The organism is Labrenzia sp. PO1 (genome assembly GCF_012273635.1).
Classification (GTDB): Bacteria; Pseudomonadota; Alphaproteobacteria; order Rhizobiales; family Stappiaceae; genus Roseibium; species Roseibium algicola.
In genome coordinates this window covers 583929-596802 of record NZ_JAAXCR010000001.1, presented here as the reverse complement: position 1 = coordinate 596802, position 12874 = coordinate 583929, and the positions used below count along the sequence as shown (strand labels likewise).

Below are 12874 nucleotides of genomic sequence, written 5' to 3'. Positions count from 1 at the left end.
CTGAGCGATTGGTCGCCATCAAACGCCGGCAGCCTGCAAGGCGGCGGGCAGGGCGGCCGCTGTCACGGCTTCGGCAAGGGCCTCATCCGACATGGCCCGTGCCGTGGTCAGTCCTCCAATCAGGAGACTGAGAAAAACCCAGGCGCGGTTCCGCCGTTCAGACGGGGTGCCTTCCTTGAGCCCCTCGGCAACGAGTGACGCTATTTCCTGCATCTTGTCATCATAGAGTTTGCGGGTCTCAGGCTTGGCCCGTGCGACATCGGGCGACAGTGCGGTCATCGCACAGCCGCAGGCGCGGTCCTGTCGATGCGCCGTGCCGAGATAATACCGTGCAAATGCCTCGACCCATTTGTCGCCGAAACGTTCCCGGTAGTCAGGAATGGTGGTGATTACTTCGTCCAGTCCCTGTTCCAGCGCGGCATGAAAGGCCCCGTCCTTTGATCCCAGGTGCGCGTAGAATGCACCCGAAGTAGCACCCGCTGCCTTTGCGATCGCGTCGACACCAACCCCGGAATATCCTTCGCTCCGGAAGGCCCTGCTTGATGCGTTGAGCAAGGCTTTTTGGGTTTCTGCCTTGCGAAGTTGTTGTTTTGCCATGCGGTTCTCTCGATTAAAGAACGATCGTTATATATTTTGTTGACTTCATAACGATCGTTACATAAATAGAGTGCGTTAGAAAATATAACGAACGTTATATTTAATCGAGAGGAACGGAAATGCCACTTGCACTCAATTACACCCAGGGCGTGATGAGCGAAGATGCCGGTTTGAAAGCAGGCAGGAAAATCACCGAAGCCTTCCTGAAATGGCACGGGCTTGGCGGCAACAAGGTCATGACCCCCAACGTGACCATGCAGATACAGGCACTGCCGAAGAACGGGGCGCTGTCCGGCGGCGAGCCGGTGGAAGGGGCCTGGCTGGAATGCAAGACGCCAAGTTTTGCCCTGGCTGCGCGGGACGTTCAGGTCGGGTTCTTCAAGGAAGCAACAGACATCATCGCCGCGGCGGCAGAAGGTCGTTTGCCACGGGACCGCATCTATTCAAACGTGGTGCACACTGTGGACGGAACCTGGAACCTGGACGGCGAAGCCATGACCAACAGCCAGCTTTCCGAACGGATTTCGCAGGGTTGACGTCACAACACGGATTGAAAAGGGGCCGCTTCTGCGGCCCTTTTGGCGGCTCCAGGGGCTTTTTGCCGGCAGGTAACGGGAGAATTCAGGAAACCGGTCCGCTCTCGAGTGAGCCGAGAAATCGCTTCAACTGGCGTGGACGGATGAAGACATGGCTCACTCCGGAGAACACCCTGATGCTTTCCAGATCACGTTCCCGCCGCGTCCGCCTGTAGTTCAGAACGAACTTGAAAAACGGCCAGTCGAAGCGCTCCAGGCAGCCATCCGGCAATTCGCCGCTGCGGGTGCCGCCGCGGCCGAGAATGGAGCGCTTCAGCACTCTCGTCGCACAGAGAAACGTCTTAAAATCGAGATAGATGAGCGTATCAGCTGCTTTCAGGCGAAGGTCCAGGGTGCTGCCGTAGTTGCCGTCCATGATCCAGCGCGGGCGAGCGATCAGCTCTTTCATGGTGGCGCGCCAGACTTCGGGGGAAGGGCGCTGCCAACCCGGTTGCCAGTAATGACTGTCCAGATGAATGACGGGCAGGCCGGTCAGATCGCTCAAGGTTCGGGCCGCACGGGATTTGCCGGCCCCCGGGCATCCGGCGATCACCACGCGCTTCATCTCTCCGTCTGTGCCAAGGCTTTCCACCCGTTTGTCCTCCCCGACAAAACAAAGCCTCCTGAACCTTACCGGAAAATCGGTGGTTCAGGAGGCTTTTCGTGTCAGGTCCGAAATCGGGCGACAATACAGTCACCTTGATCCGGAACTTTTGGTGGTTCCGGCGTTAGACGGCAGCAAGCGCGCCCGGGTTGCCGGTCTGCTGGCGCAAGGCCAGCTTGTTCATGGCCGAAACATAGGCACGGGCGGAAGCGACCAGTGTGTCGGTGTCCGCTCCCTTGCCCGTGGCAATGCGGCCGCCGGCCTCCAGGCGCACGGACACTTCGGCCTGTGCGTCGGTGCCTTCGGTCACCGCATGCACCTGGTACAGGGACAGCTTGGCTTCATGCGGCACGATTGCCTTGATGGCGTTGAACGTGGCGTCGACAGGACCGTCGCCCGTGGCTTCCTTGGTGACGTGCTGGCCGTTGACGTCCATGGTCAGGATCGCCTTCTGCGGGCCACCCGTACCGGCAATTACCGTCAGCGCAATCACCTTGGTGCTTTCGCCCAGGATGCTGATTTCGTCCTCGACCAGGGCTTCGATGTCCTCGTCGTAGACGTGTTTCTTGCGGTCGGCGAGGTCCTTGAAACGGCGGAAGGCATCCTGCAGGGCATTGTCGCCCAGTTCGAAGCCCAGTTCTTTCAGCTTGTCGCGGAAGGCGTGGCGGCCGGAATGCTTGCCCATGACCAGCGAGGTGGCTTTCACGCCAACGTCTTCCGGGCGCATGATTTCGTAGGTTTCGGCGTTTTTCAGCATGCCGTCCTGGTGGATGCCGCTCTCGTGGGCAAAGGCGTTCTTGCCGACGATGGCCTTGTTGTACTGAACCGCGAACCCGGAAGCGCCCGCCACCATCTTGGAAGCGCGAACCATGAATTTCGGGTCGATCTGGGTCATGTAGGGCAGGACGTCGCTGCGGGTGCGGATCGCCATGACGATCTCTTCCAGGGCAGCATTGCCGGCGCGTTCGCCCAGGCCGTTGATGGTGCATTCGATCTGGCGGGCACCGCCGGCGACACCGGCCAGCGAGTTGGCAACGGCCAGGCCCAGGTCGTTGTGGCAGTGGACCGAGAAGATTGCCTGGTCGGCATTCGGTACGCGCTCACGGATCTGCTCGAACATGGACTTGTATTCGTCCGGGGTAGCGTAGCCGACCGTATCCGGCAGGTTGATGGTGGTGGCACCGCACTTGATTGCGGCTTCCACGCAGCGGCACAGGTATTCGATCGGCGTGCGCGTTGCGTCCATTGCGGACCATTCGACATCGTCGATCAGGTTGCGCGACCGTGTCACCGTGTCGGTGATGATTTCCAGCACCTGTTCTTCGGTCTTGTTCATCTGGAATTTCAGATGGATCGGCGAAGTGGAAACGAAGGTGTGGATGCGGCCCTTGCCGGCGTGTTTCACGGCTTCGCCGCAGCGGTCGATATCAGCGTGGATGGCGCGGGCCAGACCGGCAATGACCGAGTTTTTCGAGCGCTTGGCAATTTCGCTGACGGCTTCAAAATCGCCGTTCGAGGCAATCGGAAAACCGGCTTCGATGATGTCGACACCCATGTCGTCGAGAATTTCCGCGATCTGCAGCTTTTCTTCCAACGTCATGGAGGCGCCGGGCGATTGTTCGCCGTCGCGCAATGTGGTGTCGAAGATCCGGACCTGGTCCTTCTCGGAAGTGGCAGTCATGTCGTTTCGTCCCTGGCTTGGATCGGGCCTTAGGTCGCTCGGGTAAGGAAAGGCGTGGCGCGATCCGATGGTCGTGATGCGGTTTTTTGAAAACTCTCCCCTAAGTGCCCGTTCCGCCTAAAGACAAGCGAAGCAGCCGACGCTCAGGGGCATCTAAGAAGGAGGAGATCGCCAAGTAGAATGAGGCCGCCGCGCTGAGCCAGCGCGTTGCGAGAAGATCCAGAAATGTCGCGAACCGCGATCATGGGTCTGTCTTGGCCTTTGGTCGTCTTTTCAACTGGTCCGCCAAGCGTGGCGCAAAAGCGTGACCTGACGGTTAATGGGGACTGTTCATAAGTCAGGATGAACCATGATGCAACCAGCTTTTCCGAAGCTTGCACATTTGGAGCCCCCTTGGCCTGGCGTTTCAGGGATCGGCGATAGCTTGCGCAAACAAGATCTGAGCCGCTGCAAAGGCAGGAGGCAAAGGCATTGTGCCCAAAGCGGTTCCTCTCCCGCCGCGTTGATCGCACCCAATCCAGGGCGATTGCCGGCGTCTGTGGTAGACGTCTTGCGGACTGACCGCCTTAGCCGTTTTTGGCCAGGGGAATGGGCTCGTCGGCAAACCTGGCCTGGATCTCCTCCACTTCCTTCTTCTTGCTCAGAAAGGCGGCAATGCACTCCGGGTCGAAGTCGCTGCCTGATTTTTCTTCCAGAAAGCTGAAGGCCCGTTCGTTGGTCCACGCGGACTTGTAGGGGCGTTCCGTCGTCAGCGCGTCGAAGACGTCGGCAACGGCCGCTATCCGGCCGACAAGTGGAATTTCTTCTCCACGCAGGCCATTGGGGTAACCGCTGCCGTCCCAGCGTTCGTGGTGTGTCGCGGCAATCTGGGTCGCGACCTGCAGCAGCCGGCAGCTGGAGCCCTTGAGGATGCCGGCTCCGATTTCCGTGTGCCGGTTGATTTCCTCGCGTTCTTCCGGGGTGAGGGGACCGCGTTTCAGCATGATCCTGTCCGGAATGCCAACCTTGCCGATGTCGTGCATCGGTGCAGCCATCTTGAGGTCTCGCCGGAACTCCATGCTCATGCCGAGTTCTTCGGCAATCAACTCGCAGAAGTTCGCCATGCGAAGGGTATGCATGGCCGTGTCGAGGTCCTTGTATTCGGAAGCAAGGATCAGCCGGTGAACGATTTCCTCGCCGCGCTTTCGGAGTTCGGTCGTTGCCCTGTCGACTTCCTCTTTCAGCCATTCCGCCCGGGTGGCGAGTTTGCGCTGTGCCTCGGCCAGCTTGGTCAGGTTCCGGACACGGGCCTTGAATTCCACCACCTCGAGCGGCTTGTTCAGAAAATCGACAGCACCGGAGGTCAGGGCCTCGATGCGCGTGTCCCGGTCCTTGTCTGCCGTCACGATGACCATCGGCTTGTCAGTATGGGCGGGGTGTTGATGAATTTCCTTGATGAGCTCGATGCCGTTGAGGCCCGGCAATTGATAGTCGATGATCGCCACATCGAATTCGACCATGTCGAGTGCCGCGATCAGGTCGATGGGATGGGAAAAGCTGACTGCGTGGCATCCGGGGATGCGCTCCACAAGCCGTTCCATGATCATGCGGTTGGTGGGATCGTCTTCGACCAGCAGGATGCGGAAATCGGTGTCGGCAAGCGGTGTGTCGGTCATATCGCAATCTTCCGGTATTTGTTTTTTGCTTTTTCCAGCTCCACCGTCAGGAGTGTCACCTGGTTGGAGGTTTCGATGCTGGTGCGAAGTGCGTCCGCAGTTTTTGAGAGGGTCGTAAATCCGAGATTGTCCGCCGCACCTTTCAGTGTGTGCAGCAGCCGGTCGTAGCTTTCCCCATCACCCGAGCTTGCTGCCTCGGTGACTTGCACAACGAGAGTGTCGGCATTTTCAAAGAAGGCGTTCACCAGAGAATGGAAAATCTCCTCGCCAAGTTCCTCCCGCAGTTCAGCTCGTCTGGCATCCCCTTTCTCTTCTCCGGCAAGGCGAACCACATTGGCGTTTGGTGTCGCGGCGTCGGATTGAGCCGCATGCACTGGTTCCGTCGGTTCCGGAGAGCCGGGGGATGTCGGCAGGTCGGTGGTGCCTTCTGCTGAAGTGTCCGAAGGACCATATTCACGCAGGATAGTCGCAAGCCTCTGGAAGGTGACGGGCTTGGACTCGAAGGCATTCATGCCCGCGTCCAGGCAGTCCTGGCGGTGCCGGTCGGAAGCATTTGCCGTCATTGCAACGATGGGCAGCTTGTCGAATGGAGCGCCGATGTTCCGTATCAGCCGTGTTGCCGCGATCCCGTCGAGATCAGGCATCTGCACGTCCATTAGTACGAGATCGAAAGTGGCGTCCTGCACATGTTTGATCGCCTCTCTGCCGTCGCTGGCAACGATGACTTCCTGACCCAGTCTCTCCAGCAACTTCGTTGCGACACGCTGGTTTATGACGTTGTCTTCCACGAGCAGGATACGCAGACGGGGGATCAATGCAGTTGGGGTCGAACCACCCTCCAAACCGGTGAATTTCGCAGCAGGGGCATGTGCCAGTTGAACCGGCAAGGTGAAGCTGAAGGTCGCGCCTTCGCCAGGAATACTGAACACACCTATCGATCCACCCATCGCCTCGACGATCTGTTTGCAGATGGCAAGGCCGAGGCCCGTGCCGCCAAAGCGCCGGCTGATCGAGGAATCGACCTGGTGGAATGCGGTAAAGAGCTGCTTTTGTGCCTCTTCGGCAATGCCGATACCGGAATCCTTGACGCTGATCTTCAGTTCCAGGGTCTCGGCGACAACTTTTCCGGCAACCACATCGACGTGGATTGAACCGTTTTCGGTGAATTTCACGGCATTGGACAGCAGGTTGAGCAGGACGCGCTTCAGCCGGGTGGGGTCGCTCTTGATGAAAGCTTTTTCAAGTGTCGGGTCGATGTTTAGCTTGAGCTCGTCATTCTGCTCGAGCGCCTTGCCTTCCACGACAGCTGCCGCCTCTTGCACCAGTTCGTCGAGCCGGAAGACAATCTGTTCGGTCTCAAGGGATCCGTATTCGATCTTCGCAAAATCGAGGATCTCGTTGATCATCTCCAGCAGCGTATTGCCGGAACTCGTGATGGTGCGGACGTAGCCGGTTTCTTCTTCCGGAAGCTGCTTTTGTGCCAGAAGTTCGGCCATGCCGAGAATGCCGTTCAGCGGGGTGCGGATTTCGTGTCCGATCGTGGCCAGAAACTCCGACTTGGCCTTGTTGCCGGCTTCTGCTGCTTCATAGGCCTTTTCGAATTCGGCTGCGGCCCTGTTCATCCCTTCTCGCGTCTGTTTCACGATGCGGACCTGCAGAAGCATATGCAGGGCGAGAAAGAGTGCGGCGACGACAATCGCGAACATGAAGAGGAAGGCCAGCATCTGTACATGGAAGACGTCGTTGCGGGCTTCGGCGCGTGCTTCTGAAATCGTCGCGTTCGTGCGGACAAGAAATTCGTTCGTGGCGCTACGAATTTTTTCGAGCGTTTCTTCGACAGGCGCAAAGTCGATGTCGGTGTAATTCTTTTTCGCTGCGATTTCGTTGAAGACAGGTTCGATGGCCAGGATCTTGGTCTGAATGGTCGTGATCCTGGATCTGAAGTTCGGACTTTGCTCGAAGAAGACGTTGTATTTGGAGTTGGCGAGGACCGAGAGACGCGAATAGAGGATGTCATAACGCGTTACGAGCTCTCGCGGTGCTACGGCTTCCTGCGCCGCTTCGACACCTGCCTCGCCGATACGATATTTGACGTGCTGTACCAGCTCGTAGACGGCACGTGTTTCGCGGTCGAGCTGATAGACAGCCCAGATTGCGTCTTCACGGATAGCGTCATGCAACTGGCCTTCGCGTTTGACCAGCATTGAAAAGATGGCAAGGACCGTACAGACAAGAAAGATCTGGACGACGAGAACGGATTTCGTCGCCCTTGCAGCCTGTTCAACGGCCTTGCCGCCTATTTCGAGCTGATTTTTCACTCTACCACTTCAACTTCACGGATTTGCCAGACCGAACGGGAAAAGTATTTCTCGTTGAAGAGTTCCGGGTTCGTGTCGAAAGGATAGACCAGGAACAGGGGTCCCTTGTCGCGAACGGACATGTAGTCGCCGTTCATTTTGGTCGCCAGCATCGTGTCGAAGTCCTCGGCATCTTCTACCGGCACTTCTGCACTGTAGTCGTTGAGAGCCTTGACGATCAGTTTGGAACCGCGTGCGCCAACTTCCTCCAGCACTGCGCGCAGCTGAGGGCCGGAAAAGGCAGTGGTGCCTTCAGTCCAGGGTGTCTCGAGCGTCTTGGAGATTTCTGTAAGGCCTTCCAGCATCTCCATGTCAAATTCGGCGCTGTCACCTTTGTTGGTGTTCTTGATGTTTCCGGTCACAACGAGGACGACATCACCTGTTGGTTTCGGAAGGTTGGCAGCCTGAACGGCAGAGCTGATCATCAGCGCCCCGGCCAGGAGGCTCAGTAAGGTTTTCATGGCGTTTCCCTGTTTACTTGCGCGTTACTGTAATTTTTAACAGTAAACTTGTTCTCGTTAGTTCCTCTGCGGAACTTGGATACACCGGGAGCCTTTAATCAAATGCAAATTAAATGGGCAAACATCTGGTTAATTTCATCAGGTAAAGTAAATATTTTTGTCATTTATGTGTTTTAAATCAATATTTTAAAAGGTTGCGATGTGATGAATTTATTTAATTCGAGCACGAGGAAATGACACAGTGATGGCTCGCTGCAAGCAGGTAGAGTATTGTGATTTATTACTATTCAATGGCAATGCGCGTTTAAGTGCTTGGGTCTCATTCGGAAGCGAGGAAATGGCGCTCAAGAAGCGACGATCCGGGCAGTGTTTCAACGGGATTGCGCCGAACCGCTGACTTTGGGCAAACAGCCACCCACGTGCACCGCGCAGACGGCAATGGCGGGTACGTCCGCGTTTTTCGATATCCACCTGGAGGAGCGGGCCTAGATGCTTGGGGGACAGGGTGACCGTAACCGATTTTGCGGTCGGTGCCTTGTCTGCGTTGGCGTTGAACCCGCAGTCGCGTATGCCGTTGGAAGGCCATGCCAACATCATTGCCTGGTATCAGCGGCTGGAAGCAGTGCCGAGCTGGGCCATGACGGCACCTGCACGCCTGATGGAAGCTGCCGAATAGGCCAATGCAAGCGGCGGCCGGGATCCGGCCGCCGCGGCACACTGCTGACTTAGGGTGTCAGAGGTTCTGACCGCCCGAGACTTCAATGCGCTGGCCGGTCATCCAGCCGGTATTGCCGCTCAAAAGCGCGGTGATGGCTCCGCCGATGTCATCCGGAAGGCCGGCACGGCCCATGGCTGTCATGGAGGCGACCACCTTGTTGATTTCCGGATTGTCACGCACGGCACCGCCACCGAAATCCGTTTCGATGGCGCCAGGCGCCAGCGTGTTGACGGCGATGTGTCGAGATCCCAGTTCCTTGGCCAGATAGCGGGTCAGAACTTCAATCGCGCCTTTCATCGTTGCGTAGGCGGAATAGCCGGGCAGGGAGAACCGGGCAAGGCCGGACGATACGTTCAGAATGCGTCCGCCATCTGCGATCAGCGGCAGCAACTGCTGGGTCAGGAAAAAGACTCCCTTCACGTGAACATTCATCAACTGGTCGAAATCGGTCTCAGTCGTCTCGGCGAATGGCTTGTGAATGCCCGTGCCGGCGTTGTTGACCAGGAAATCGAAACTGTCACGCTGCCAGGTCTGCTGTAGCGCGGTTTTCAATGCGTCCGTGAATGCGGGGAAGCCGGACGTGTCGGCAGTATCTAGCTGCAAGGCAACAGCCCTGGCACCCAGCGCTTCCACTTCGGCAACGACCTGTGCGGCCTCTTCCTTGCTGGTCCTGTATGTCAGGACCGTGTCGATACCGTTCTTGGCAAGATGAAGAACAGTGTTGCGGCCAAGGCCGCGGCTGCCGCCGGTGATGAGGGCGATCTTGGGGGAGGTGGTCATGTTATTGGCTCCAGTGTTGTGGGGCGTGATGTCGATGACCATGAGATAGTCCGTAGCGAGACGTGTTGTGTGCCGGTTTCTCCAGAAGACTTGCCTGATCCTACAAATCAGGCAACCTGCATGCTTGCCATCACCAACCGGCGGGCGTATCGCTGGGTTCTTGACGGAGGGAACCATGCAGGCAGACGAGCTTATCCGGAAAGTTGTTGCATTTGCTGATGATCATGGCGCAGGTGGCGATCCTTTTCCTGTTGGTGCTGGTGGCATGACGCTGGTGCGTCAACGCCGGCCAACCCTGATCTATCCGATCGTCTACCAACCGATTTTTTGCCTGGTTCTCCAAGGGGAGAAGCAGACATATCTCGGATCGAACACCGTCCGGTTCGGTGCCATGCAGTCACTGATTGTCGGGCTGGATCTGCCCGCGCAGGCACGGGTCGTGCGTGCGAGCCAGGCCGAGCCCTATGTCGCGCTCGCCATTCCACTGGACATGGCACTGATCCGCGAACTTGCTCCGGAGCTGGATCGGCCGGGTAAAACATCTATGGCTGCACGCGCCGTTGCAAGCGGCAGGGCAGATGCGGCGATCGTCGATGCGATGCGGCGCCTGTTCGAGCTTGCGGAGATGCCGGAGGCCGGCAAGGTGTTGCTGCCGTTGATCTTGCGAGAGATCCACTACTGGCTGCTGACCGCCGAACATGGCGCTATCCTGCGTCAGATTTCAGAGCAGGACAGTCACGCGGCCCGCATCGCCAAGGTCATTGCCGGCATACGCCGGGACATTGCGGCGTCCTTGCGGGTGGACGATCTTGCCGGTGAGGCAGGCATGAGCGTGTCAGCCTTCCATGCGCACTTCAAGGATATTACCGGCACCAGTCCGCTGCAGTTTCAAAAGCAGTTGCGGCTGATGGAGGCGCGCCGGCTGCTGCAGGCGGAAAAACTGTCCGTCTCGCGCGCGGCGTTCCAGGTGGGTTACGAAAGCGCGACCCAGTTCAGCCGAGAGTACGCCCGGCATTTCGGTCTGCCGCCGCGCGCCGACAAGGCGAACGAACCTGCCCAGGCGGCCTTCTGACCGTCCGGGCAGCGTCTGATTTGATTAGAGGAACAGTTCGCCCCGAGCGACAAGCGTCGCCTGACCGCCGATCCTGACCGCATGCATCTTGCCGCCCTCGATGTCGATTTCCAGGTCGATCAGGGACGGGCGTCCCATCTCGAAACCCTGTTCGATGCGGATATGGTGGGTGCCGTTGGGAAGGTCGTCGTAATAGTCGACCACACCTGCGAATGCCGCCGCGGCAGAACCTGTCGCGGGATCTTCTGGAATACCCATGTCGGGCGCAAACAGGCGGGCGTGGAAAGCGCTGTCGTGGGAGCGGGTTTCGCGGCAATAGACATAAGCGTCCGTATTGCCGTTCTTGCCGAAGCCCGCGTTCCACATGGCCGGCACCGGTTTGGCGCGCGCCAAGGCATCCAGATCGCGCACCGGCACGAAGGTGAAGGGAGGGCCTACGCGGAAGCGGGAGGGGCCGTGGTTCTCGAACCCGATGTCACTCGGCTCCAGGTTGAGCGCGGCTGCGATCAGTTCGACGTTGTGGGTCGGTCCGGCGGGCTCCGGCAGGCTGGGAACGTCGAACTCGGCAAAGGCGGCTGCGTGCTCGCGCAGGATAACCGCGCAGCGCACGGTGCCGATCTGCTGCTTCAGAACAACAACGGCATCCTGCTCGCCCGAAATATCGCCGAAGCGTTCCGTTGCCAGAAGGATGGCCGTACCGACCGTCGGGTGCCCGGCGAACGGCAATTCCATCTTGGGAGTGAAGATCCGCATGGTGGCGGAATGCCCGGGCTTTTCCGGCGGGAAGACGAAGACCGTTTCGGAAAGATTGAACTCACCGGCGATCTTCTGCATCTGCTCGTCGCTCAGCCCCTCGGAGTCCAGAACCACCGCCAGGGGGTTCCCGGCAAGGCTCGTGTTCGTGAAGACATCCAGGATCGCGTAGCGGCGGCTCATACTTCTCTTCTCCCTTTCGCCGCTTGCCGACCTTCAAACGAAGTCAGGCGAGGGGCTCAAACGTTGTAAAACAACCAACCTGTCCGCATCGGACGGCCCGTGCAAACCACGGTGCCGGCTTCAAAGGTGAGCGGACTTTTGCATTTTCAGGCAAGTCCTGCCAGTGCTTAGTGCGCATTCTTGGTGAACAAAATATTGCCGTTCCCGGCCGTCTTGCAGAGTGCTCTTCATGGCAGCAGATATTTGCCGAGCGAACGGGCGTAAGGCACGATGGCATTGTCCTCAAGGTCCGCGCGCGTGCGAATGATGCGCATATCGGCAAGCTCCTGTTCTTCCGACGCCTCTGAAAAACGCAGGATCTCCGTGCGCAACTCTTCCGCGAGACGGGGGACATCCATTACCTGGCCGATGGAAATTCGCCAGCCGTCGAATGTCACCAGCAGCCCGGCAGGCTTGACGTCGTCTCGTTTGAGGCCTGTTTCCTCTTCAAGTTCCCGGTAGATCGCCCCGACAACGTCGACCTTGCCATCTTCGGTCAGGTCGGTCGGGTCGAGATTGCCACCGGGAGGGTAGATCATGCCCGCTGTGGCGGTCTTTCGGGACATGACACCATAGAGCAATGCCCCTTCGGCGGACCTCAGGATGGCGGAGCCGAAGAGATTGAACGAGCTTGCATCGGGCGCACCCCAGTCGCGCCACGCCAGGAAAGCGGCAAAGGAACATTCCGCGCAGGTGCCGTTAAAGGTGCCATCCTTGAACTCGAACCCGGTCAACTTCATGGTTCGGCCATTCCAAAGCATGGGAATGCGCTTCCTGGCTTCCTCGAAATACGCATCGATCGCGTCTGCATGCTTCGTTTCAAAAGCCCAGGGTTCGTCCGAAACCTCGATGTTCAGCGCTTCCACCCGGTAAACCGCGGGTGCCAGCGGTTTTTCCATCAGTGGGATTTCCTTGCCGGGCGACATCTCGCTTGGTCGCGTCGCCATCGTCCGAAACCCGCGTTTTTCGTAAAAGGGGCCCGCGTTGGCGTCGCTTTCCAGATAAAGCCGGCTCAATCCCTGTCGGTGGGCATGATCCTCCGCGCGCTTCAGCAGAAGGTCGCCAATGCCCTGACGCTGGGCTTCAGGGGCAACGAACAGGAAATCGACAAGCAGGGTATCTTCGCTTTGGGGAGAGAGACCGGAAAAGGCTATGGGCTGACCGTCCCGCTCTGCAACGGTGAGCGTCAGGGACTGGATGGTTGCCTCGGATATTCGCCAGTAGTCGCGAAACTCTGCCATTTTTTCCTCCGGATAGCCCCAGGAGGCCTTGGCGCGATGGAGGATATCGGTGAGGGCAGGGGCGTCGGCCTCTGTGGCCGGGCGGAGTTTCAATGGCATGGGCTGTCCAGATCGATTGTATCCCGGACAGCCCTAGCCAGACTTTGTGAAAGTTACAA

Annotated in this window: 12 protein-coding genes; 3 read left to right on the top strand and 9 right to left on the bottom strand. The window is 58.4% G+C overall.

Going from position 1 to position 12874, the window contains the following annotated elements; all coding sequences use genetic code 11:
* Positions 1 to 18: 18 nt before the first annotated feature.
* Positions 19 to 597 (bottom strand): TetR/AcrR family transcriptional regulator, encoded by a 579-nt coding sequence (locus tag HCG46_RS02865; RefSeq protein ID WP_168684518.1) that lies wholly within the window; start codon positions 595 to 597, stop codon positions 19 to 21.
* A gap of 119 nt (positions 598 to 716) precedes the next feature.
* On the opposite strand from HCG46_RS02865, the gene HCG46_RS02860 reads away from it, so the two are divergent.
* Positions 717 to 1133 carry a hypothetical protein gene (locus HCG46_RS02860; protein WP_023000537.1) on the top strand — a complete coding sequence of 139 codons (417 nt, stop codon included), beginning with the start codon at positions 717 to 719 and terminating at the stop codon, positions 1131 to 1133.
* An 85-nt stretch (positions 1134 to 1218) separates the two neighbouring features.
* Here the strand turns inward: HCG46_RS02860 and HCG46_RS02855 are convergent, their stop codons facing one another.
* The 5 genes from HCG46_RS02855 to HCG46_RS02835 form a co-directional block, all read right to left on the bottom strand.
* The gene (locus HCG46_RS02855; RefSeq protein ID WP_209009290.1) at positions 1219 to 1764 is read right to left on the bottom strand and encodes an adenylate kinase; all 546 of its coding nucleotides are present in this window, start codon (positions 1762 to 1764) and stop codon (positions 1219 to 1221) included.
* Between the two features lie 136 nt (positions 1765 to 1900).
* Positions 1901 to 3457: a 2-isopropylmalate synthase gene (locus HCG46_RS02850; protein ID WP_023000539.1), complete on the bottom strand. Its 1557-nt coding sequence runs from the start codon at positions 3455 to 3457 to the stop codon at positions 1901 to 1903.
* A gap of 566 nt (positions 3458 to 4023) precedes the next feature.
* Entirely contained in the window at positions 4024 to 5112 is a 1089-nt protein-coding gene (locus HCG46_RS02845) for an HD domain-containing phosphohydrolase (protein WP_077292372.1), read from the bottom strand.
* Complete coding sequence (locus HCG46_RS02840; protein ID WP_168684516.1) at positions 5109 to 7430, bottom strand: ATP-binding protein; 2322 nt, start codon at positions 7428 to 7430, stop codon at positions 5109 to 5111. Before HCG46_RS02840 ends, HCG46_RS02845 begins: the two co-directional genes overlap by 4 nt.
* Complete coding sequence (locus HCG46_RS02835; protein ID WP_055655415.1) at positions 7427 to 7930, bottom strand: molybdopterin-dependent oxidoreductase; 504 nt, start codon at positions 7928 to 7930, stop codon at positions 7427 to 7429. The genes HCG46_RS02840 and HCG46_RS02835 overlap by 4 nt, the downstream gene beginning before the upstream one ends.
* 505 nt (positions 7931 to 8435) lie before the next feature.
* Here HCG46_RS02835 and HCG46_RS02830 point away from each other — a divergent pair.
* Positions 8436 to 8606: a hypothetical protein gene (locus HCG46_RS02830; RefSeq protein WP_168684514.1), complete on the top strand. Its 171-nt coding sequence runs from the start codon at positions 8436 to 8438 to the stop codon at positions 8604 to 8606.
* 57 nt (positions 8607 to 8663) lie between these two features.
* On the opposite strand, the gene HCG46_RS02825 is transcribed toward HCG46_RS02830, so the two are convergent.
* A complete protein-coding gene (locus HCG46_RS02825) occupies positions 8664 to 9428 on the bottom strand; it encodes an SDR family oxidoreductase (RefSeq protein ID WP_168684512.1) in 765 nt (254 codons plus the stop codon).
* A gap of 175 nt (positions 9429 to 9603) precedes the next feature.
* Here HCG46_RS02825 and HCG46_RS02820 point away from each other — a divergent pair, with 175 nt between their 5' ends.
* Positions 9604 to 10500 carry an AraC family transcriptional regulator gene (locus HCG46_RS02820; RefSeq protein ID WP_168684510.1) on the top strand — a complete coding sequence of 299 codons (897 nt, stop codon included), beginning with the start codon at positions 9604 to 9606 and terminating at the stop codon, positions 10498 to 10500.
* 24 nt (positions 10501 to 10524) lie between these two features.
* Here the strand turns inward: HCG46_RS02820 and HCG46_RS02815 are convergent, their stop codons facing one another.
* Both HCG46_RS02815 and HCG46_RS02810 read right to left on the bottom strand, forming a co-directional pair.
* Positions 10525 to 11436 carry a PhzF family phenazine biosynthesis protein gene (locus HCG46_RS02815; RefSeq protein ID WP_023000548.1) on the bottom strand — a complete coding sequence of 304 codons (912 nt, stop codon included), beginning with the start codon at positions 11434 to 11436 and terminating at the stop codon, positions 10525 to 10527.
* Between the two features lie 227 nt (positions 11437 to 11663).
* Positions 11664 to 12815 (bottom strand): GNAT family N-acetyltransferase, encoded by a 1152-nt coding sequence (locus HCG46_RS02810; RefSeq protein ID WP_168684508.1) that lies wholly within the window; start codon positions 12813 to 12815, stop codon positions 11664 to 11666.
* Positions 12816 to 12874 lie beyond the last annotated feature (59 nt).